Source organism: Pseudomonas sp. B392_1p (genome assembly GCF_052245235.1).
Classification (GTDB): Bacteria; Pseudomonadota; Gammaproteobacteria; order Pseudomonadales; family Pseudomonadaceae; genus Serpens; species Serpens gallinarum.
In genome coordinates, this window is the sequence record NZ_JBQPXM010000012.1 from 119,958 (window position 1) to 140,390 (window position 20,433).

Annotated in this window: 20 protein-coding genes; 11 read left to right on the plus strand and 9 right to left on the minus strand. The window is 62.5% G+C overall.

Going from position 1 to position 20,433, the window contains the following annotated elements; all coding sequences use genetic code 11:
- Nucleotides 1-495: 495 nt before the first annotated feature.
- From ACTV8E_RS16735 to ACTV8E_RS16750, 4 genes are all read right to left on the minus strand, one after another.
- Nucleotides 496-972 carry a DUF6644 family protein gene (locus ACTV8E_RS16735; RefSeq protein WP_273535613.1) on the minus strand — a complete coding sequence of 159 codons (477 nt, stop codon included), beginning with the start codon at nt 970-972 and terminating at the stop codon, nt 496-498.
- Nucleotides 972-1,316, minus strand: coding sequence for a DUF6152 family protein (locus tag ACTV8E_RS16740; RefSeq protein WP_251837473.1), 345 nt, complete (start codon nt 1,314-1,316; stop codon nt 972-974). The genes ACTV8E_RS16735 and ACTV8E_RS16740 overlap by 1 nt, the downstream gene beginning before the upstream one ends.
- Before the next feature lie 89 nt (nt 1,317-1,405).
- Entirely contained in the window at nt 1,406-2,422 is a 1,017-nt protein-coding gene (locus ACTV8E_RS16745; protein WP_273535614.1) for a DUF5924 family protein, read from the minus strand.
- Between the two features lie 93 nt (nt 2,423-2,515).
- Entirely contained in the window at nt 2,516-3,103 is a 588-nt protein-coding gene (locus tag ACTV8E_RS16750; protein ID WP_273535615.1) for an LOG family protein, read from the minus strand.
- Between the two features lie 319 nt (nt 3,104-3,422).
- Between ACTV8E_RS16750 and azu the strand changes: the two genes are divergently transcribed.
- The 8 genes from azu (at nt 3,423) to ACTV8E_RS16790 (ending at nt 12,198) form a co-directional block, all read left to right on the plus strand.
- A complete protein-coding gene (gene azu, locus ACTV8E_RS16755) occupies nt 3,423-3,872 on the plus strand; it encodes an azurin (RefSeq protein WP_251837476.1) in 450 nt (149 codons plus the stop codon).
- A gap of 135 nt (nt 3,873-4,007) precedes the next feature.
- The gene (gene amaB, locus ACTV8E_RS16760) at nt 4,008-5,498 is read left to right on the plus strand and encodes an L-piperidine-6-carboxylate dehydrogenase (RefSeq protein WP_443200242.1); all 1,491 of its coding nucleotides are present in this window, start codon (nt 4,008-4,010) and stop codon (nt 5,496-5,498) included.
- 12 nt (nt 5,499-5,510) lie between these two features.
- A complete protein-coding gene (gene amaA / locus ACTV8E_RS16765) occupies nt 5,511-6,794 on the plus strand; it encodes an L-pipecolate oxidase (protein ID WP_443200243.1) in 1,284 nt (427 codons plus the stop codon).
- A gap of 284 nt (nt 6,795-7,078) precedes the next feature.
- The gene (locus ACTV8E_RS16770; protein ID WP_443200253.1) at nt 7,079-8,203 is read left to right on the plus strand and encodes a branched-chain amino acid ABC transporter substrate-binding protein; all 1,125 of its coding nucleotides are present in this window, start codon (nt 7,079-7,081) and stop codon (nt 8,201-8,203) included.
- Between the two features lie 191 nt (nt 8,204-8,394).
- Nucleotides 8,395-9,309, plus strand: coding sequence for an ABC transporter permease subunit (locus ACTV8E_RS16775; protein WP_251837479.1), 915 nt, complete (start codon nt 8,395-8,397; stop codon nt 9,307-9,309).
- Nucleotides 9,310-9,311: 2 nt separating this feature from the next.
- Nucleotides 9,312-10,592 (plus strand): high-affinity branched-chain amino acid ABC transporter permease LivM, encoded by a 1,281-nt coding sequence (livM, locus tag ACTV8E_RS16780; RefSeq protein WP_251837480.1) that lies wholly within the window; start codon nt 9,312-9,314, stop codon nt 10,590-10,592.
- Nucleotides 10,589-11,464 carry an ABC transporter ATP-binding protein gene (locus ACTV8E_RS16785; protein WP_251837481.1) on the plus strand — a complete coding sequence of 292 codons (876 nt, stop codon included), beginning with the start codon at nt 10,589-10,591 and terminating at the stop codon, nt 11,462-11,464. The genes livM and ACTV8E_RS16785 overlap by 4 nt, the downstream gene beginning before the upstream one ends.
- The gene (locus ACTV8E_RS16790; RefSeq protein ID WP_273535620.1) at nt 11,461-12,198 is read left to right on the plus strand and encodes an ABC transporter ATP-binding protein; all 738 of its coding nucleotides are present in this window, start codon (nt 11,461-11,463) and stop codon (nt 12,196-12,198) included. The genes ACTV8E_RS16785 and ACTV8E_RS16790 overlap by 4 nt, the downstream gene beginning before the upstream one ends.
- A 486-nt stretch (nt 12,199-12,684) precedes the next feature.
- On the opposite strand, the gene ACTV8E_RS16795 is transcribed toward ACTV8E_RS16790, so the two are convergent.
- A complete protein-coding gene (locus ACTV8E_RS16795) occupies nt 12,685-13,323 on the minus strand; it encodes a TetR family transcriptional regulator (protein ID WP_273535621.1) in 639 nt (212 codons plus the stop codon).
- A gap of 188 nt (nt 13,324-13,511) precedes the next feature.
- Between ACTV8E_RS16795 and ACTV8E_RS16800 the strand changes: the two genes are divergently transcribed.
- Nucleotides 13,512-14,402: an AEC family transporter gene (locus ACTV8E_RS16800; RefSeq protein WP_443200244.1), complete on the plus strand. Its 891-nt coding sequence runs from the start codon at nt 13,512-13,514 to the stop codon at nt 14,400-14,402.
- Nucleotides 14,403-14,483: 81 nt separating this feature from the next.
- The gene (locus ACTV8E_RS16805; protein ID WP_443200254.1) at nt 14,484-15,374 is read left to right on the plus strand and encodes an esterase/lipase family protein; all 891 of its coding nucleotides are present in this window, start codon (nt 14,484-14,486) and stop codon (nt 15,372-15,374) included.
- 161 nt (nt 15,375-15,535) lie between these two features.
- Here the strand turns inward: ACTV8E_RS16805 and ACTV8E_RS16810 are convergent, their stop codons facing one another.
- The 4 genes from ACTV8E_RS16810 to ACTV8E_RS16825 form a co-directional block, all read right to left on the minus strand.
- Nucleotides 15,536-16,483: an adenosine deaminase gene (locus ACTV8E_RS16810; RefSeq protein ID WP_443200245.1), complete on the minus strand. Its 948-nt coding sequence runs from the start codon at nt 16,481-16,483 to the stop codon at nt 15,536-15,538.
- A 34-nt stretch (nt 16,484-16,517) separates the two neighbouring features.
- Nucleotides 16,518-17,195: an SDR family oxidoreductase gene (locus ACTV8E_RS16815; RefSeq protein WP_443200246.1), complete on the minus strand. Its 678-nt coding sequence runs from the start codon at nt 17,193-17,195 to the stop codon at nt 16,518-16,520.
- A gap of 63 nt (nt 17,196-17,258) precedes the next feature.
- Nucleotides 17,259-17,843, minus strand: a complete 585-nt coding sequence (locus ACTV8E_RS16820; protein WP_443200247.1) for an IMPACT family protein — start codon at nt 17,841-17,843, stop codon at nt 17,259-17,261.
- A 35-nt stretch (nt 17,844-17,878) separates the two neighbouring features.
- A complete protein-coding gene (locus tag ACTV8E_RS16825) occupies nt 17,879-18,799 on the minus strand; it encodes a LysR family transcriptional regulator (protein WP_273535631.1) in 921 nt (306 codons plus the stop codon).
- Nucleotides 18,800-18,975: 176 nt separating this feature from the next.
- On the opposite strand from ACTV8E_RS16825, the gene ACTV8E_RS16830 reads away from it, so the two are divergent.
- The gene (locus ACTV8E_RS16830; protein WP_443200248.1) at nt 18,976-20,322 is read left to right on the plus strand and encodes an aspartate aminotransferase family protein; all 1,347 of its coding nucleotides are present in this window, start codon (nt 18,976-18,978) and stop codon (nt 20,320-20,322) included.
- Nucleotides 20,323-20,433 lie beyond the last annotated feature (111 nt).

Genomic DNA, 20,433 nt, shown 5'->3' on the forward strand with positions numbered 1-20,433 from the left:
AGCGCCGCCGTGCACAACCTCTACTCTCGAAGAGCTAAGTGAGGCGCACGCTCGCATCCCCGCTGCCACTTTTTATGCGCAGCAATGGCCATAACGACTGAGTTTGCATGTCTGTGAATAACTTCACGAATTGCGAGGGTTGTGGGATCTGCGCTAGTGGCCCTGATGGCCTTGTTTATTGCAAATGCACCTAAAAACAGTCACTTCGGTGCGTGTGGCGCTCTTGGCAGCGGGTCCGCTTTTCCCCAGATGCTGTGTATAACTCTGTGGGCAAGCAGGTGAAAGAGTGCTGGGAACAGCATGGCTACTGGTGTAGCCCAGAGTGGTGTTTTTTTACTCAATGCAATGAAACGACAAGGTCTGTACGGAGAGTCATCGAGCGAAGGTCAGGCAAGGCACAGACCGGAGAAAAAACGCAGTTTTCATGGTGATAGAGATGCTTTAAACGCAGCATCACCGGGCGCAAAACTTTCCATACGGAGCCTATCTTGGGGCTTAGAAATACGCGAGTAGCCGCCCGGCTGCCATCACCGACAGCCACGCGCACAGCGACAAGCCCGCCTGCATCCTGGCCGGCAGCGGCACGATCTCCCATTCCGGTAAAACTCGCGAAAATCGCCAACGAAACAGCCCGGCATTGCCGATGCCGAACAGCACCAGGAGCAACTTGATCTGCAACAGCCGGTTGCCGATCAATGCCATGGCGTCGGCGGCGAACAGGGCCAGGCCGCTGGCAAGCTGTATCAGCAGGCCGCTCACGGCGAAACCGGTCAGCCAGGGGGCGAGCAAGCCCAGTGGCACGCGGGGGGCCAGGCCGAGCAAGCGCAGATCCAGAAAAAGCATGGCGCCGAGCAGCAAGACCAGACCCAGCAGATGCAGCAGGTTAACGACTGGGTAGAGCCAGTCCGACTCGCGCATCATCACACCGAGCGCGGAGCCCTCCAGTGCGGCGGCGAGCTGCGCCGCTTCCATCAGCGCAGCTCGACGGTTCGGTCGTTGACAGTGATTCGCTCGGCGCGCAATTCGGCGCTGCCATCCTTGCGTGGATAGCCTTCCAGAATTATCTGTTGGCCGACTTGCAGGTCCGATTCCGGTAGGCCGCGTGTGTTCAGGCGCGATATCGGCGCCAGAATCACTCGCCACTGCTGGCCTGCATGTTCGATAACCAGTTCGGCGTGAGGGTTGCGGTAATGCACCTCGATAATCTCGGTCTCCAGCCTCAGTGGTTGTTCGCTGTCGTAGCTGCTCCAACCATGGTGGGCCAGAGCCGGTGGGGCGCCGATCAGAACCAAGGCCAGCATGAATATCCGGAACATGATGCGGTCTCCGTATGGGTAGAAGCACGGAAACCATAGGTGCTTTGTCCACCGACGGCCTGCTGCGGCGATGCTCGGTAGCGGGGCCGTTAATCCACCACGTTGAAGCGCAGCACACCGATTAATTGACCGGCTTCGGTCACTACCTGCACTTGCCAGTTGCCCTGCGGCTCGGGGGGGAAGTTGCGCTTGTGGGTCCATGCCCGGTAGCCGGCCTGGCGTCCGCCCTGGATGTTCAGCGCGATGCGGTCCACCTCGCGGCCATTGTGCCGCCAGATATGCTGGATACCTTCGGCCAACCCACGCGGCGCGTTGATCGCGGTGTAGGCGTACAGGCCGTCTGCCTGCAGCTGGGCGACACTGAGCTGGCGCAGGCGCTGGCTGGGCGTACGTTCCTGCAGCTGCTGGCTGATGGCGACTTCGGTCAGCCACAGCGTGGCGGGCGGCACCCACAGGCGAGCCAGCCAGCCCACGCCAGCCAGAGTGATGAGCAGCAACGGGGCGATCAGCCAGCGTCGCCAGCCGCCGGGCGAGAGCGCGGCGAGACTGGGAAATGCCAGCACCAGGGCAATCCCCAGCGCCCAGCGGTAACTTTGTGGCGTGCTCAATTGCAGGATGATCGGCAGGGCGGTAAGCAGCACCGCAAACAGCGTCAGGCTGTGAAACGCCAGGTAGACCCAACGCCGGGGCGCCAATTGGCGGTAGTACAGCGGGTCGATGATCGACACCAGCGCGGCTGCGCCGAGCAGGCTGGTGAACACCGCCTGGCCGCTGTTCCAGGTGGTGGTGATGGCAAAAAACGGCAGGATGAAAAACAGGCTTTCCTGGTGGATCATCTGCGTTGCGTAGTGCAGCAGTGGCGGTGGCAAGCGCAAGCCGAAGCGGCGTTCCAGCCAGGCGCGCAGGCTGTGGCCGAGCACCAGCCAGATCCAGCTGACCAGCATGACTGCAGCGATCACCTTGGCCAGTCCGGCCTGGCGGTCGACCAGCAGGAAACTGGCCAGCCCGGACACGAAGCCGAACAAGGCCACCAGCCCGGGGTAACGACGCAGGAAGGTGGTGACCCATTCGACTGCGGGATTCAGGGAGTCTTGCCAGCGGGTCATGGTGCGTCATCGAAAAGGAAGTGCGGCAGCGAGGCTGCCGCCCGTTTCGGACAGACCCGCAACGGTTGGGAAAGTTGCGTTCTGCCGTTACGTTCAGCTGGGCTGTTGCTCGTCCTGCCATTTCGGCTGGGTGGGCTGCCAGGCGGCCAGCAGCTCCAGCAGTGCGGCCGGCGATTCGCTGCGCTGCAACATGGCACGGTGCGGCGGGCGCACGAAGCCTTCGGTCACCAGATGATCCAGAAAACCGCTGAGCTTGGCGTAGAAGCCGTTCACTTCCAGCAGCCCCAGGGGCTTGGCGTGGTAACCAAGCTGGCCCCAGGTCCACACCTCGAACAGCTCTTCCAGTGTGCCGAGCCCGCCGGGCAGGGCGATGAAGGCATCGGACAGCTCGGCCATACGCGCCTTGCGGGCGTGCATGCCGTCCACCACTTCCAGACGGGTCAAGCCGCTGTGGCCGATTTCAGAGGTCTGCAGGCTCTGGGGAATGATACCGATCACTTCGCCACCGGCCGCCATCGCCGCGTCGGCGACCACACCCATCAGGCCGACTGCGCCACCGCCGTAGACCAGGCGAATGCCGCGTGCAGCGAGCTCGCGGCCCAGCTGTTCGGCCGCTTCACGGTAGATGGGGTTGGTGCCGGTGCTGGCACCGCAGAACACGCAAATGGAACGCAGGGACATGGGACACTCCGTGGAAAATTCGACCACAGAGTAGCGGGGGACGCGTTGCGTAGCTATCGGTGAGATCACTCTCGTCCGCAGGCGCCTTCGGCATAGGCGACCAGTAGGCTTTTTAGCAGTTCATTGAAGGGCATGGCGTCTCTCCTGACATGGATTTCACACGCGCATGCTAAACCTCGCGGGGTGACGAGGCTGGTTGAAACTCTGCATGGCGTCGATTGACAACCTGCCTTGATGCGTGTGAACGGCCGATCGGAACCGGCCTGAGACACGGCAGTCTACCCCTGTGGCGTCTGCGCACTTTCCCTCAGGAGGCTCCATGATCCGTCAACTCGCTGTCTTATCCCTGCTGTCCATATTTAGCGCGCCCCTGTGGGCGGCTGAGTGCTCGGTGGATATCGACTCCACCGACCAAATGACCTACAGCACCAATGCCATCGAAATCAGCAAGAGCTGCACCGACTTTACCGTCAACCTCAAGCATACCGGCACCATGGCGAAAAACGTCATGGGTCATAACTGGGTGCTTACCACTGAGGCTGATATGAATCCGGTGGCCAGCGAAGGGATTTCCGCTGGGCTGGCCAATGATTATGTGAAAGCCGATGACCCGCGCATCCTCGCCCACACCAAGCTGATTGGCGGCGGCGAGAGCGACTCGGTCACCTTCGATGTCGCCCAGCTCAAGGCTGACGAGAAGTACATGTTCTTCTGCTCGTTCCCTGGCCATATGGCCCTGATGAAAGGGACCGTCACTCTCGTCGACTGACAATTCGGCTTGTGCCCCGAGGCCGCGTTTCGACGCGGCCTTTTTCGTGTGCAGGGGATCTGTTCCAACGCTCGCTGTGGGTTCGGCTATTACTGATAGCCGGGCATAACGGTCACCGCATAAGGGGAAGTGCATATGGTCAGTCGCGTGCTTGAGGGTCTCGGGGTTTCGTCAACGGAGTATCAACAAGGCGATCATCCCGTACATAGCCCCATCAATGGGGAGTGCATCGGCCGCGTGCGGCTGCTCGAGCGTGACGAAGTGGCTGCCAGTGTCGCCCGCGCCGCCGAGGCGTTTCAGGCGTGGTGCCAGGTTCCGGCGCCACGCCGTGGTGAACTGGTGCGCCGTTTTGGCGATGTGTTGCGTCAGCACAAGGCCGAGCTCGGAGAGCTGGTGAGCTGGGAAACCGGCAAGATCCAGGCGGAAGGCTTGGGTGAAGTGCAGGAGATGATCGATATCTGCGACTTCGCCGTCGGCCTGTCGCGCCAGCTGTACGGACTGACCATCGCCTCCGAGCGTCCCGGCCATCACATGCGCGAAACCTGGCACCCGCTCGGCGTGGTGGCAGTGATCAGCGCCTTCAATTTTCCAGTGGCGGTGTGGGCGTGGAACACCGCGCTGGCGCTGGTGTGCGGCAATCCGGTGGTGTGGAAACCGTCGGAGAAAACTCCGCTGACCGCGTTGGCCTGCCAGGCGCTGTTCGAGCGCGTGCAGGCGGAGTTTCCCGAGGCGCCGGCGCACCTCAGCCAGGTCTGTCTGGGCGGGCGCGCCGTCGGCGAAGCGCTGGCCGACGATCCACGGGTGGCGCTGGTCAGCGCCACTGGCAGCACGCGCATGGGCCGCGAACTGGCGCCCAGGGTTGCGGCACGCTTTGCGCGCAGCATTCTCGAATTGGGTGGTAACAACGCCATGATCCTCACTCCATCGGCGGACCTGGACCTGGCGGTGCGCGCCATCCTGTTCAGCGCAGTGGGCACCGCCGGCCAGCGCTGCACCTCGTTGCGCCGCTTGATCGTCCACGACACTGTGCGGGAGGAAGTCATCGCCCGACTTAAATCCGCCTACAAGGCCATCCGCATCGGCCATCCGCTGCACGGCAATCTGGTGGGACCGCTGATCGACAAAGCTGCTTACGAAGCCATGCAGGCCGCCTTGCGACAGGCGCGCGATGAGGGCGGCGTGGTGTTCGGCGGCGAGCGGTGTCTGGCTGAAGAATTTCCCGAGGCCTGGTACGTGACACCGGCCATCGTCGAGATGCCGGCGCAAAGCGCAGTGGTGTGTCGGGAAACCTTTGCGCCAATTCTCTATGTGCTCGGCTACCGGCACTTTGCCGAGGCCGTAGTGCTGAACAACGGCGTGTCCCAAGGACTGTCCTCCTGCTTGTTCAGCAACGATGTGCGCGAGGCGGAGACGTTCATGTCCGCCACAGGCAGCGACTGCGGTATCGCCAACATCAACATTGGCCCCAGTGGTGCGGAAATCGGCGGCGCCTTTGGCGGCGAGAAAGACACCGGCGGTGGCCGCGAATCCGGCTCGGACGCCTGGAAAGCGTACATGCGCAGGCAAACCAATACAGTGAATTATTCCCGCGAGCTGCCGCTGGCCCAAGGCATCGTCTTCGACTGAGGGGAGCTGCACATGGCACTGATCGAACGCTGCCTGTGGGATCAGCTGTTGCCGGAGCGTGCCCGCATGCCGGTATTACAACGCGAGGTGCGTGCCGATGTCTGCGTGATCGGCGCCGGCATCAGCGGCCTGTCCACGGCGTTGCACCTGCTCGAGAGCGGGCAACGGGTGTGTCTGTTGGAAGCGCAGCGCATCGGCCATGGCGGCTCGGGGCGCAATGTCGGGCTGGTCAATGCCGGTACCTGGATTGCCCCGGATGACGTCGAGGAGCGCCTCGGCATGGATCTCGGCGCACGTCTCAACCAGGCGCTGGGCGCCGCGCCGGCGTTGGTCTTCGCATTGATCGAACGCTACGGCATCGACTGCCAGCTACGCCGCGCCGGCACCCTGCACATGGCCCATAATGCCGGTGGCGCGGCGGAGCTGCAGTCGCGCCATGGGCAATGGCGACGGCGGGGCGCCCCCGTGGAGTTGTTGCACGGCGCTGACTGCCAGGCCTTGTGCGGTACGTCGAGGATCAGCATGGCGCTGCTCGATCACCGTGCCGGAACGCTCAATCCGCTGGCCTACACCCGCGGATTGGCCGATGCAGTACAGCGGCTGGGCGGTGGGTTATACGAGGAGTCGCCGGTAATCGAGCTGCAGCGCCAAGGCGATGGCTGGTGCGTGCGCACGGCTGAAGGTGCGGTACTGGCGCCCCAGGTTGTCATCGCCTCGAACGCCTACACCGAAGGTGATTGGTGCGCGCTGCGCCGGGAATTCTTCGCCGGCTATTACTATCAGGTCGCCTCGCAGCCACTGAGCAGCACGTCGGCCGACGCCATTCTACCCAACGGCGAAGGCGCCTGGGACACCCGCCAGGTACTCAGCAGCGTTCGGCGCGATGCCGAAGGCCGCTTGTTGCTCGGCAGCCTTGGCAATGGCAGCAACAAGCCGGCCTGGTTCCTGCGTCGCTGGGCCGAACGCATTCAGCGGCATTACTTTCCCCGGCTGGGCCGGGTCGAATGGCAGTACACCTGGAGTGGGCGCATTGCGTTCACACCGGAACACCTGCTGCGCGTGTTCGAGCCCGCGCCCGGTTTGCTGGCGGTGACGGGCTACAACGGTCGCGGCATCACCACCGGCAGCCTGGTCGGCAAGGCCTTCGCCGAGTATCTGCTCCACGGCGATCCCCAGGCGCTGCCGCTGCCCTTCAGCGCCCTGCCGGCGGTGTCCGCCCCACGCGTGCGCAGTTGCCTGTATGAAAGCGGCTTCACTCTCTACCACCTCGGACAATGCTTGCGCGTCGTGATCTGAAGACGCGGAGTGTCCGGAATTTTTACAGGATTGGGCAAAAACTGTGCGCCTGTGTGTGCAGCTTTTCGCCTGCCGTCTATCGTGAAGAAGCGGGTGAAAAGCCGGACAAGCCCCTGTCTCAAAACGTCCAGGGTGGCCGGAAGATCAGGCAAGCGGTTGATTCGAATAAGAAAGAGCGAAAGGGATGGGCGCGTCGGAGTCGTTTTTTTCAGGTCGCGCGAGGAATCACTGCACGTCACTTGCTCAACTACAACACAGCACTTCCACTTCAGGAGCAGCAATCCATGGCGCAGAAGACTTACAGAAAAGGCTTTCTGACCCTCGCGATCAGCGTCGCGCTGGGTGTTTCTTCGTTCGCACAAGCAGACGTGGTTATCGGCGTTGCCGGTCCGCATACCGGGGCCAATGCTTCGTTTGGCGAGCAATACTGGCGCGGTGCGACTCAGGCAGCAGAAGATCTCAATGCCGCAGGCGGCATCAACGGCGAGAAGATCAGGCTGGTCAAGGCCGACGATGCCTGTGAGCCCAAGCAGGCGGTGTCGGTGGCCAACCGGCTGGTCGACCAGGACAAGGCTATCGCTGTGGTCGGCCATTTCTGTTCTTCATCGAGTATTCCGGCGTCCGAGGTCTACGACGAAGCCGGCATCCTCATGGTGACGCCGGGCTCGACCAACCCGCAATTCACCGAGCGCGGCATGCCAGCTGTGTTTCGCATGTGCGGACGGGATGATCAGCAAGGCATCGTCGCCGGCGATTACATCGTCGACACGCTGAAGGCCAGCAAGGTGGCGATCCTCCACGACAAGGACACCTACGGCCAGGGTCTGGCCGATGCCACCCGCGCGCAACTGGCCAAGCGCGGCGTTAAGGAGGTGCTCTATGAGGGCCTGACCCGGGGCGAGAAGGACTTCAACGCGCTGGTGACCAAGCTGCGTTCTACCGGCGCCGAAGTGGTGTATTTCGGCGGCCTGCACCCGGAAGCCGGACCCTTGGTGCGGCAGATGCGCGAGCAGGGGCTGAACGCCAAATTCCTGTCGGGCGACGGCATTGTTACAGACGAACTGGTCACCACTGCGGGCGGGCCGCAATACACCAAAGGAGTGTTAATGACCTTTGGCGCTGACCCGCGGCGAATTCCCGATGGCCAGGCGGTAATCGAGAAGTTCCGCGCCGGCGGTTTTGAGCCGGAGGGCTACACGCTGTATTCCTACGCCACTTTGCAGGTGATCGCTGCAGCCTTCAACGGCGCCGGGGTGAACGACCCGGCCAAGGCCGCCGAATGGCTGCACGCCAATCCGGTGCAGACGGTGATGGGCAAGAAGGAGTTCGACCAGAAAGGCGATCTCAAGGTCTCCGACTACGTGGTTTACGAGTGGGACGACCAAGGGAAGTATCAACAACAGCAATGATGCAGAACGCCCGCCCCGTTCATGCCTTGGCATGAACGGGATGTTCCCGGGCACTGCTGAATGCGTATCGCCCGCCGCAGTCATGTGGCGAGCACCACGCCGGCCGGGAGGGCGGGCGTGGGTTCGGCAGTACCTGTCCGAGATCCGGAGGGCAGGGGTCACGGCCCCGCCCGTTTAGAAGAGATACAGACATGGACGGCATTTTCCTGCAGCAAATGATCAACGGCCTGACGCTGGGGTCGGTCTATGGCTTGATCGCCATTGGCTACACCATGGTGTACGGCATCATCGGCATGATCAACTTCGCCCACGGCGAGGTGTACATGATCAGCGCCTACCTGGCGGCCATCGCCCTGGCCCTGCTGACGTTCTTCGGGCTGGAGTCGTTCCCGCTGCTGATCCTAGGCACCTTGTTGTTCACCATCTTCATCACCGGGGTGTACGGCTGGGTGATCGAGCGCATCGCCTACCGGCCGTTACGCAACTCAACCCGCCTGGCGCCACTGATCAGTGCCATCGGCATGTCGCTGATCCTGCAGAACTACGTGCAGATCAGCCAGGGCGCCCGCCAGCAGGGTGTGCCGACCTTGCTTGATGGAGCGCTGAAACTGAACATCGGTGAGGGCTTCGTGCAGCTCACATACACCAAGGTATTCATTCTTATCGCCGCCTTTGTCGGCATGGCGGTGCTGACCTGGATCATCCATCGCACCCGTCTGGGTCGCATGTGCCGGGCCACCCAGCAGGACCGCAAGATGGCCTCGATCCTGGGCATCAATACCGACCGGGTGATTTCCTACGTGTTCGTCATCGGCGCTTCGATGGCTGCGCTGGCGGGTGTGCTAATTACCCTCAACTATGGCACGTTCGACTTCTATGCCGGCTTCATCATCGGCATCAAGGCGTTCACGGCCGCGGTGCTGGGCGGCATCGGCTCGCTGCCCGGGGCGATGCTCGGCGGGCTGATTCTCGGCGTTGCCGAGGCGCAGTTCTCCGGCATGGTCAACACCGATTACAAGGACGTGTTCAGCTTCTCGCTACTGGTGCTGATCCTGATCTTCCGCCCGCAAGGACTCCTGGGTCGTCCCCAGGTTGCCAAGGTGTGACCATGAGCCGTAACGCGACTTCGGTGGACCTCAAGGAAACCCTGCTCGACACCCTGCTGGCCGGGCTGCTCGCGCTGATCGTCTTCGGCCCTATTGTCGGTGTGCTGCTCGATGGTTATGCCTTCCGCCTGCAGCCAGAACGGGTCGCCATGCTGGTCGGTGCGGTGATGCTCGGTCGCCTGTGTATCAGCCTGTATGCGCAAACGGCCCATGGTCGGGCCTTGATCGAACGGTTCCGGAGCGCGGGTTCCGGCGTGTCCGTGCGGGCGCCCGACTACAAGACGCAACTGCGCTGGATCATCCCGTTGCTGCTGCTGGCGGCATTTGTCTTCCCGTTCTTCGCCAGCAAATACCTGCTCACAGTGGTGATCCTTGGGCTGATCTATGTGCTGCTCGGCCTGGGCCTGAACATCGTGGTTGGCCTGGCAGGATTGCTCGACCTGGGGTTTGTGGCCTTCTATGCCATCGGTGCCTACGGCCTGGCGCTGGGGTATGAATACCTCGGGCTGGGCTTCTGGAGCATGTTGCCGCTGGGTGCCTTGCTGGCGGCGTTCGCCGGTATGCTGCTGGGGTTTCCGGTGCTGCGCATGCATGGCGATTACCTGGCCATCGTCACCCTGGGCTTCGGTGAAATCATTCGCCTGGTGCTGAATAACTGGCTGAGCTTCACAGGTGGGCCAAACGGCATGTCGGTGCCGGCGCCCACAGTGCTGGGTCTGGAGTTCGGGCGGCGGGCCAAGGAGGGCGGGGTGCCGATCCATGAGTATTTCGGTTTCGCCTATAACCCCAATCTCAAATTCTTGTTCATCTACCTCATGCTGTTCCTGGTGGTGATTCTGGTGCTGTACATCAAGCACCGCCTGACCCACATGCCAGTCGGCCGCGCGTGGGAGGCGCTGCGCGAGGACGAAGTGGCCTGCCGCTCGCTGGGCCTCAACCATGTGTTGGTCAAACTCTCGGCCTTCATGCTCGGCGCTTCCACCGCAGGCCTGGCCGGGGTGTTCTTCGCCAGCTATCAGGGCTTCGTCAATCCATCGTCGTTCACCTTCTTCGAGTCGGCCCTGATCCTTGCCATCGTAGTACTCGGCGGCATGGGCTCGACGGTCGGTGTGGTGATCGCTGCGTTCGTGCTCACAGTGGCGCCGGAGCTGCTGCGCAGTTTTGCCGATTACCGGGTGCTGCTGTTTGGCATGCTCATGGTGGCGATGATGATCTGGCGACCGCGTGGGCTGATTCGGATCAGCCGGCGTGGTTTCGTTCCGCGCAAGGGAGTAGCGCCATGAGCGACGATTACATTCTCAGCGTCGAGCATCTGATGATGCGCTTTGGCGGCATCAAGGCCCTCAACGACGTCAGCCTGAACATCCAGCGCGGCAGCATCTCTGCGCTGATCGGCCCTAACGGCGCCGGCAAGACCACGGTTTTCAACTGTCTGACCGGTTTTTACAAGGCCACCGGCGGGCGTATCCAACTTAACGCACGGGGCAGCCAGACGGATGTTATCCAGGTGCTGGGCGAGCCCTTTCGCCTGAGCGATTTCGTGTCGCCGCGCCAGCTGGGTAGTCGGCTCTGGTACAAGCTGTTTGGCGGTACCCACCTGGTCAACCGCGCCGGGCTGGCGCGCACGTTCCAGAACATTCGCCTGTTCCGTGAAATGTCCGTGGTGGAAAACTTGTTGGTGGCCCAGCACATGTGGCTGAACCGTGGCCTGCTGGCCGGCGTGTTCCAGACTCCGAGGTTTCGCCAGTCTGAAGAAGACGCGCTGAACCACGCCTTCTACTGGTTGGAGGTGGTCGACCTGGTGGACTGTGCCAATCGCCTGGCCGGCGAGCTGTCCTACGGTCAGCAGCGGCGCCTGGAGATTGCCCGCGCCCTGTGTACGCGCCCGCAGCTGATCTGCCTGGACGAGCCGGCAGCGGGTCTCAACCCGCCGGAAACCGTCGCCTTGAGTCGCATCATCCGTACCCTGCGCGACGAGCACGATCTTACGGTACTGCTCATCGAGCATGACATGGGCATGGTCATGAGCATCTCGGATTACATCGTGGTGCTCGACCACGGCGATGTAATCGCCCAAGGCAGGCCGCAGGATATTCGCCATGACCCCAAAGTGATTGCCGCTTACCTGGGCGCTGACGAGGAGGAGGTGGTATGAGCGTCCAAGGACCAGCCCCCAGAATTCCGCTGCTCGAATTCCGTGAGGTGGACGTGTTCTACGGTCCGATCCAGGCTCTGCGTGGCGTCAGCCTGCAGGTCGGTGAGGGCGAGACGGTGTGCCTGATCGGCGCCAACGGCGCGGGCAAATCGACGCTGTTGATGTCGATCTTCGGCCAGCCGCGAGCAGCTTCGGGACAGATCCTGTTTCGCGGCCAGGACATTACCCACAAATCGTCGCACTTCGTGGCCTCCAGTGGTATTGCTCAATCTCCGGAGGGGCGCCGCGTATTTCCCGACATGAACGTTGAGGAAAACCTGCTGATGGGCACCATTCCCATCGGTCTGGCCCATGCTGATGAAGACATGCAGCGCATGTTCGAGTTGTTTCCGCGCCTCAAGGAGCGGCGCAATCAGCGCGCCATGACGCTCTCCGGCGGCGAGCAGCAAATGCTCGCCATCGCCCGCGCCCTGATGAGCCGGCCGAAACTGCTGCTGCTCGACGAGCCGTCGCTGGGACTGGCACCGATTGTGGTCAAGCAGATCTTTCAGATCCTGCGCGATCTGGCGGAAGGCGGCATGACCATCTTTCTGGTCGAGCAGAACGCCAACCATGCGCTGAAACTGTCTGATCGCGGTTATGTCATGGCCAACGGGCAGATCCGCCTGAGCGGTAGCGGTGCTGAACTGCTGGGCAATGAGGAAGTGCGCAATGCCTATCTCGGAGGGCATTGAGTCTCAAGTGACGGAATGCGTCACCACCTGACCGTGGGGGCAGCCTGTCATGGGATTCATAGTTGTTCAGCGATTCTGTGGGCGCATCTGTGCATAACATGAGAATAAACGGCGCAAATCCTTGACCTATCGGCCTTTCAGCGCTTTGCTGCTTTTTTGTTCAGTCAAAAAACCGGCGCATATCAAGTACTTGGCAGCGTTCATGACGTTTTGAGAGCAGCTGGAGTTGTCCACCTAAGCGGTGGATAAAACGGTGAGTAAGTGTGGGGTAAGCGTGCCGGGGCGGCATTGGATCAGGCTTTGGCGCGGCTGATCGCTTTTTGACCGTTGGCAAAAAAGGATGGTCAGCTCGCCGGGCGGATGGTGCCGACGAGCTGACCGGGTGCTAATCCATTAGCAGCACCATCATCGTTGCTATCTTCGTGCCATTACCATGACTGCGGACAAATTTTTTCTCTTCATCGGGCCGGGACACGCCCGGGATGCTCAGGGCTTGGCGCGCCCCGGGCCGAGCCAATGCCGGCCGCCCACCATGATGAAACGCAGCTGCTGGGTGATCTTCGCTTCGGGGCTCAGGTGAGCGGGCAGGCCGGCAGGTGGCGGATCGATGAGTTCCGGCAAGGTGGCGAACACGGTTTTCACCACCAGGTCGGAGACCACCTCAATGGCCGGCACGTCCAGGTGCGGCATGCGGTTCATCAACTGTAAATCGGCGCACAAATCGTCGGTAATGCATTGGCGCAGGGTGGCAATGGCCTGGCGGATCGGCAGGGAGCCGCCGTACTGCTCGCGGGCCAGAAACAGAAATTGAACGCGGTTGATAGCAACCGCATCAAGGAAAATGCGTGTGCTTGCTTCGATCAGGCCGTTCTGCTCGAACTCGTTGTGGCGGACCCGGCGCAGGGTGTCGCGGAAGGTTTCGCCGACTTCGGCCACCAGCGCCAGGCCCAGTTCATCCATATCGGCGAAGTGACGGTAAAAGCCGGTCGGCACGATACCGGCGCGGCGCGCCACTTCGCGTAGGCTCAAGCTGCCAAAATCGCGATTGCTGTCCATGAGCTCGCGGGCAGCGTCCATCAGGGCTTGGCGGGTCTGTTGCTTCTGTGCGGTACGAGGTATGGGCATGGCAAAGGCGTGTCGGGATAACAGGCTGCACTCTAGGGGCGGTTGATGGTTCCTCGCAAGCCATGGGATGCGGCTGATAGCTTCTGACCAAGTCGCAGCTTTTTGCCATCGCCAGATGAGTGGCCCTTGAGTATGCTCCATCGCCTCTGTGGCGCGCTTTTGCGCCTTAGTAGTCGGAGTGCGCGATTATGGTGGCGGTGCAGGCAATTCTGCCGATTTTCCTGTTGGTAATCCTGGGTTATGTAATCGGCCGGCGCCGCTGGCTGAGTGGCGAGGCGGCCACCGGGCTGGCCAGCCTGACCTTCAAGCTGTTCATGCCCGTGCTGTTATTTACCGGCATTGCCAAGGCCGAATTGGCCCAGGGGCTGTCGCCAAACCTGCTGATCGGTTATTTCCTGCCGGTGCTGCTGGTGTTCATAGTGGTCAACCTGCTGGTGCACCTGCGTCGTGGCAAGGCCTCGCCGCTGGGCCTGACGGCTGCCTATTCCAATAACGTGCTGATCGGCATTCCGCTGGTGGCCACGGTGCTGGGTACGGACAGCCTGGTGTATCTGTTCGCAGTGCTGGTGTTCCACAGCCTGTTGCTGTTTTCCTTGCACAGTCTGTATGCGGCCTTCGGCAGCGGTGAAAAAATACAGCCGCTGGCGCTGCTGAAGAACCTGGCCAATCCGGTGATCATCGGCCTACTGCTCGGTGCTCTGGTCAACCTGTCCGGCCTGGCCCTGCCTGAGCCGTTGTGGAAACTGGCCAGCTGGCTGTCGGCCGCAGCCTTGCCGTGCGCCCTCATGGTGCTGGGCATGAGTCTGGCGCGGTACAGCCTGCATTTGTCCCGTGGTGTGCTGGGACTGACCCTGGTAAAGCTCGCGGTATTTCCCGTGGCGGTGTATCTGTTGGCGGCTTGGCTGGGGCTCAACGACACGGCGCGCGCGGTGTTGGTATTGATGGCTGCCTGCCCGACGGGAGTCAATGTGCTGGCCTTCGTGCGTACTCCGGAGGACAGCCGCACGGTGAGCTCAACTGTGTGCCTGTCGACCCTGTTGGCGGCGGCCAGTCTGCCGCTGTGGATGATGGTGCTGTGATAAAGAGTGTCAGGCGGATGCGGCTGCGTTTCCGGATACATCAGCCAGAATGAGCCTGAACTGAATCCGATCACACAGGACATCGCCATGAACCTCGCGCCCCGTTATCCGCTGGTGTTGGTGCACGGCATGCTCGGCTTCGTAAGCCTGGCCGGTTATTCCTACTGGTACGGCATCGATACCGCGCTGCGTGCCGCCGGCGCCACGGTGCATGCGGTGCGCCTGTCGGCGGTACATGGCAACACGGTGCGTGGCGAGCAATTGCTGGCCCAGGTCGAAGCGCTCCGCGCCGAGTTGGGTGCCGAGCGGGTGCACCTGATCGGTCACAGTCAGGGTGCGCTGAGCGCGCGTTATGTGGCGGCGCTGCGTCCGCAGTGGGTGGCGTCGGTCACCTCGGTGGCCGGGCCGAACCAGGGTTCGGAGGTGGCCGACTATCTGCAGCTTCACCTGCAGCCGGGCGGACGTCCGCGGCGCTGGCTGGCGAACATCACCCAGGGGCTGGCGTTGGTCATGCAAGGGCTGGATTCTGCCGCTGATGACAGGGTGCTGCCGCGCGACGCCCTGGAATCGTTGCAGGATCTGGGCAGCGAAGGGGTGGCGGCGTTCAACGCCCGTTATCCACAGGGCTTGCCGGCGCTCTGGGGCGGCGAGGGTGAACCTGAGGTGGATGGCGTGCGCTATTACTCCTGGTCCGGCACCTTGCAGCCAGGCATTACCGACCGGGGGCCCAACCGCCTCGACCCCAGCCAGCGACTGTGTCGATTGCTGTCACGCTGCTTCGTGCGCGAGGCGGGGCAGAACGACGGCATGGTCGGTCGCTTCAGCTCACACCTGGGCCAGGTGATTCGCTCCGATTACCCGTTTGATCACCTGGACATCGTCAACCAGCAACTCGGCGCGGTGGGGCCAGGCGTCGACCCGGTCGCGGTCTATGTGGAGCATGCCCGGCGACTGGCGGAAGCCGGGTTGTAGGCGCGGGCTTTTTGGTTGGGGTACTTGTGTGAGATTCATCTGCTTGGCGTACCGCCCCGTTGTGGCATGAGCGGCTTTTGTAGGAGCCAGCGCGCTGGCGATGAGCGTGATGCGAGAGCATCGCCAGCACGCCGGCTCCACGGGGAAGCGATGTTATAGGACTAGACCAGCCGGGCCTCCAGGCTGTTTCTGGCCAGACGCTGGGCCTGTTCGCGGGTCATGCCCAGGCTGTCGTGTAGAGCGATGAAGTTTTCCGTGACATAGCCGCCGAAGTAGGCCGGATCGTCAGAGTTGACCGTAACCTTCACGCCCATCTCCAGCAGGTCGAGAATGTTGTGCTGAGCCATGTCCTCGAACACCCGCAGCTTGATGTTCGACAGCGGGCAGACGGTGAGCGGGATTTGTTCATCTATCAGGCGCTGTAGCAGGCGCGGGTCTTCGGCGGCGCGCACGCCGTGGTCGATGCGCTTGGCCTTGAGCAGGTCCAGCGCCTGCCAGATGTACTCTGGCGGCCCTTCCTCGCCGGCGTGGCACACCGCCGGCAAGCCTTCGGCGCGCGCCTTGGCGAATACCCGCTCGAACTTGGACGGCGGATGGCCCAACTCGGAACTGTCCAGGCCCACGGCGATAAAGGCGTCGCGATAAGGCATCGCTTGCTCCAGGGTCTTGAACGCTTCCTCTTCGGACAGGTGGCGCAGGAAACTGAGGATCAGTCCGCTGCGGATGCCCAGTTGCCCACGACCATCCTTGAGCGCTTGGCTGATGCCATTCACCACCACCTCGAAGGGAATGCCGCGATCGGTATGGGTTTGCGGGTCAAAGAAGGGCTCGGTATGCACCACACGCTGGGACTGGCATTGTTTCAGGTAGGCCCAGGTCAGGTCATAAAAGTCCTGTTCGGTGCGCAGCACATCGGCGCCTTGGTAATAGAGGTCGAGGAATTCCTGCAGGTTGTTGAAGGCGTAGGCGCCGCGCAGGCTGTCCACGTCGTTCCAGGGCAGTGAGATCTTGTTGCGCTCGGCCAGCGCGAACAGCAGTTCAGGCTCCAGCGAGCCTTCCAGGTGCAGGTGCAGTTCGGCCTTGGGCAAGGTATTGAGCCAGACGTGCATGGGGCGCTCCATCAAAACGGTTGAGTTGCCAGTGTTACCAAGGCAGGACCTGGCCCTGGTAGTCCAGAAAGTGCAGGCCGCCCTTGCCTTCGGCTTCGCGCAAAACGCGGCACAAGCCGTCCGTGCTGGTGAGCAGATCCACCGGCGCGCTGTTGCCGCCCATGTCGGTTTGTACCCAGCCTGGATGGAGGCAGAGCAGGGTGCGTCGCGAATCGACGCCAAGCTTTTGCGTCAGGCTGTGCACCATATGGTTGAGCGCCGCCTTGCTGGCGCTGTACAGACGATGCTGGGCAACCGCCAGTTCCTGGCTGCCCATGATCGAGCTGGTGAAACCCAGCACGCCGTCGGGCTTGAGGATCGGCAGCAAGCGCTCGGCGACTTGTAGCGGGGCGATGGCGTTGGTCATGAACAACGAGCCGATTTCATCCGGAGTGGCCGGTTCCACTTCTCGGTGTGCCGGGCCGGAGACACCGGCGTTGACCAGCAAAATATCCACCGTGATGTTCTGCAAGCGCCTGGCCAGTGCCGCGACACTGGCGCGGTCGAGAATATCGACCTGTTCGGCGCGCACGCTCGGCAGCTTTTGCAGTTGCAGCAGGCCTTTGCTGCTGCGGTAGGTGGCGATGACCTGCCAGCCCTGTTCGAGAAAACGCTGCGCCAACCCCAGGCCGATGCCGCGGGATGCGCCAATGATCAATGCGGTCTTGGACATGTTGCCTACCTCAATGCTGCGAAAAACTGTTCACAAGGATAACGTGCTTACCGGAGCACGGGCTCAGCGACGTTGTATGTGGATCCGTCCCCGGCTGAGATCGGCCAACTGGCGCTGGACGACCTCAAGTCGATGCGCCGGCAGGGCGAACTGCAGTTCCACACCGTCGGCGAGAAACTGCTCGGCTTCGATTACTCCATCCGCCTCGGCCAGGCGCTGGCGCACCAGCGCCAGTTCGGCGAATCCGCAGCGACAGTGCAAGGCAATGCGCGTCACCAGTTCCAATCGCTCGCCGGCCTGCAGGCACTTGGCCGCGCTGCCGCCGTAGGCGCGAGCCAGGCCGCCGGTGCCCAGCTGAATGCCGCCGTACCAGCGAATGACCAGCACCGCGACCTGATCGCAGTCCTGGCCCTCGATGGCGGCCAGGATCGGCCGGCCCGCCGTACCGCCCGGTTCGCCGTCGTCGTTGAAGCGGTACTGCGCGCCGACCTTCCAGGCCCAGCAGTTGTGCGTAGCGGTGGGCTCGCTGTGGACGGCAATAAATGTTTGCGCATCTTCGGCACTATTGACCGGCGCGGCGAGGGCAAGGAAACGGCTTTTGCGGATGTCTTCCTGATACTGGCAGGGAGCGGCGAGGGTAAAAGGCATGGCGATCATTCTTGAATAGCGTGATGGGCGGCTGGTTAAGGGGTAACGGCAAGCGCGGCGAGAAACTCCTCCAGCACCAAATGGGCGCGCCGGCCCTTGCGCGTCACCGAGGCGAGGCTCAGCTCATAAAAACGCGCATCGGGTTGTAATGCGCGCAACCGACCTTCGCGCACCCAGGGCTCGGCGTAATGGTCGGGCAAGTAGCCGATGTAGCGCCCAGTGAGAATCAGAAAGGCCATGCCCTCGCGGTCCGAAGCGCTGGCCGTGCAGTGCAGGGCGCGGTAATGGGCCTGAGCGTGAGGTGGCAGGCGAAAGGTGGGAGCAATGGCGTCTTGGGTGTCCAGGCGCGCATCGTCGAGCTGCGCCTCGGCGAGTTCAAACAACGGGTGGCCGACCGCGCAATACAGCTGTGAGCGCTCGTCGTAGAGCGGTTGGTAATCGAGGCCCGGCAGCGCGCCGGCCTGGGGCACCACGCCGATGTGCAGGCGACCGTCGAGCACGCCTTGTTCCACCTCGCTGGGCGGGACCATGCGGATATTGATACGCACGTCCGGGCCGCGCTCTTTCAAGCGCGCCAGGGCGTGGGTGATGCGCATGTGCGACACGGTGACCAGGTTGTCGGTAAGACCGATGTTCAGCTCACCCCGCAAGTGCTGGTGCAGGCTGTTCACCTCACTGCGAAAACCTTCCAGCGCAGCCAGCAACTGCTGAGTGGCGCGGTACACCTCACGACCCTCGTCGGTCAGAGCGAAACCGGCTCGCCCGCGCTGACACAGACGCAAGCCGAGGCGCTGCTCCAGGTCGCTCATCTGCTGACTGATCGCCGAGCGACCGATGCCCAGCACGCTTTCGGCGGCCGAAAAACCGCCGCACTCCGCCACGCGACAAAACACGCGCAGCAAGCGCAGATCGAAGTCGCTGACCTGGGCCAAAGGATCGGTGCGGCGGCTGTTCATTGGTTTAGTAATTCCACAACTGAAGATCCATAAAGTTGGATTTTCCTGAATCTAAGCCCGTGGCACCTTCGACGTCTACCCTGTAGAGGCGACGCGATTCGCGACCCGTGCGGCAGTCGGATAGTGAATCCCGCGCTACCCCACAACAATAATCACGATTCTGCGAGGCTCGCTCGATGAACATGCCGCATACCGCCCCGTTGCCCCTGGCCAGCCAGCTCAAGCTGGATGCGCACTGGATGCCCTTTAGCGCCAACCGCAACTTCCAGCGCGATCCGCGCCTGATCGTCGCCGCCGAAGGCAGCTGGCTGATCGACGACAAGGGCCGGCGCATCTACGACAGCCTGTCCGGACTGTGGACCTGCGGCGCGGGGCATTCACGCAAGGAAATCCAGGCGGCGGTCAGCCAGCAGCTGGGCACCCTCGATTACTCGCCGGGCTTCCAGTACGGCCATCCGCTGTCCTTCCAGTTGGCGGAGAAAATCGCCGAGCGCCTGCCCGGTGAGCTTGATCACGTGTTTTTCACCAACTCCGGCTCCGAGTGCGCCGACACCGCCATCAAGATGGCTCGCGCCTACTGGCGCATCAAAGGTCAGGCCAGCAAGACCAAGCTGATCGGCCGCGCCCGTGGCTACCACGGCGTCAACGTCGCCGGCACCGCGCTGGGTGGCATGGGCGGGAACCGCAAGAGCTTCGGCCTGATGATGGACGCCGATCATTTGCCGCACACCCTGCAACCCGGCATGGCCTTTACCAAAGGCATGGCCGCAACCGGCGGCGTTGAACTGGCCAATGACCTGCTACGCCTGATCGAACTGCACGACGCCTCGAACATCGCGGCGGTGATCGTCGAGCCGATGTCCGGCTCGGCCGGGGTGATCGTGCCGCCGACGGATTATCTGCAGCGCCTGCGCGAGATCTGCGATGCCCACAACATCCTGCTGATCTTCGACGAAGTGATCACCGGCTTCGGCCGCCTCGGCTCCTACAGCGGCGCGGAGTATTTTGGCGTCACCCCGGACATCATGAATCTTGCCAAGCAGGTCACCAATGGCGCCGTGCCGCTGGGCGCTGTGGTGGCCAGCCGGGAGATCTACCAAACCTTCATGGGCCAGTCGATTCCGGAATACGCCGTGGAGTTTCCCCACGGTTACACCTACTCGGCGCACCCGGTGGCCTGCGCAGCCGGCCTGGCTTCGCTGGAGATCCTGGCGCGGGAAAACCTCGTGCAGCAGGCCGCCGAGCTGGCACCACATTTCGAGCAGGCCATTCACGGCCTGCAGGGCACAAAGAACGTGGTGGATATCCGCAACTGCGGGCTGGCCGGTGCCATCCAGGTTGCGCCCCGCGACGGTGACGCCATCGTGCGCCCCTTTGAGGCGGCGATGAAGCTCTGGCAAGCCGGCTTCTATGTGCGTTTCGGCGGCGACTGTCTGCAGTTTGGCCCAACCTTCAACGCCAAGCCCGAGGAGCTGGATAGCCTGTTCGATGCCGTCGGCGAGGCGCTGAACCAGACCGCCTGAGCACGCGCCGCGTCCTTTCTGACGCGGCGGCTTTTGTAGGAGCGGACTCGTACGCAAGGGGAGCGTTGATCCACTTTGCCTGAATCGCTAACACGTTCCGACCATGCCGGT

Bases quoted from the DNA above. Each gene is read 5' to 3' on its own strand.
- ACTV8E_RS16735 (WP_273535613.1), bottom strand. From the start codon at position 972: ATGGAAGCGGCGCAGCTCGCCGCCGCACTGGAGGGCTCCGCGCTCGGT.
- ACTV8E_RS16740 (WP_251837473.1), bottom strand. From the start codon at position 1,316: ATGTTCCGGATATTCATGCTGGCCTTGGTTCTGATCGGCGCCCCACCG.
- ACTV8E_RS16745 (WP_273535614.1), bottom strand. From the start codon at position 2,422: ATGACCCGCTGGCAAGACTCCCTGAATCCCGCAGTCGAATGGGTCACC.
- ACTV8E_RS16750 (WP_273535615.1), bottom strand. From the start codon at position 3,103: ATGTCCCTGCGTTCCATTTGCGTGTTCTGCGGTGCCAGCACCGGCACC.
- azu (WP_251837476.1), top strand. From the start codon at position 3,423: ATGATCCGTCAACTCGCTGTCTTATCCCTGCTGTCCATATTTAGCGCG.
- amaB (WP_443200242.1), top strand. From the start codon at position 4,008: ATGGTCAGTCGCGTGCTTGAGGGTCTCGGGGTTTCGTCAACGGAGTAT.
- amaA (WP_443200243.1), top strand. From the start codon at position 5,511: ATGGCACTGATCGAACGCTGCCTGTGGGATCAGCTGTTGCCGGAGCGT.
- ACTV8E_RS16770 (WP_443200253.1), top strand. From the start codon at position 7,079: ATGGCGCAGAAGACTTACAGAAAAGGCTTTCTGACCCTCGCGATCAGC.
- ACTV8E_RS16775 (WP_251837479.1), top strand. From the start codon at position 8,395: ATGGACGGCATTTTCCTGCAGCAAATGATCAACGGCCTGACGCTGGGG.
- livM (WP_251837480.1), top strand. From the start codon at position 9,312: ATGAGCCGTAACGCGACTTCGGTGGACCTCAAGGAAACCCTGCTCGAC.
- ACTV8E_RS16785 (WP_251837481.1), top strand. From the start codon at position 10,589: ATGAGCGACGATTACATTCTCAGCGTCGAGCATCTGATGATGCGCTTT.
- ACTV8E_RS16790 (WP_273535620.1), top strand. From the start codon at position 11,461: ATGAGCGTCCAAGGACCAGCCCCCAGAATTCCGCTGCTCGAATTCCGT.
- ACTV8E_RS16795 (WP_273535621.1), bottom strand. From the start codon at position 13,323: ATGCCCATACCTCGTACCGCACAGAAGCAACAGACCCGCCAAGCCCTG.
- ACTV8E_RS16800 (WP_443200244.1), top strand. From the start codon at position 13,512: ATGGTGGCGGTGCAGGCAATTCTGCCGATTTTCCTGTTGGTAATCCTG.
- ACTV8E_RS16810 (WP_443200245.1), bottom strand. From the start codon at position 16,483: ATGCACGTCTGGCTCAATACCTTGCCCAAGGCCGAACTGCACCTGCAC.
- ACTV8E_RS16815 (WP_443200246.1), bottom strand. From the start codon at position 17,195: ATGTCCAAGACCGCATTGATCATTGGCGCATCCCGCGGCATCGGCCTG.
- ACTV8E_RS16820 (WP_443200247.1), bottom strand. From the start codon at position 17,843: ATGCCTTTTACCCTCGCCGCTCCCTGCCAGTATCAGGAAGACATCCGC.
- ACTV8E_RS16825 (WP_273535631.1), bottom strand. From the start codon at position 18,799: ATGAACAGCCGCCGCACCGATCCTTTGGCCCAGGTCAGCGACTTCGAT.
- ACTV8E_RS16830 (WP_443200248.1), top strand. From the start codon at position 18,976: ATGAACATGCCGCATACCGCCCCGTTGCCCCTGGCCAGCCAGCTCAAG.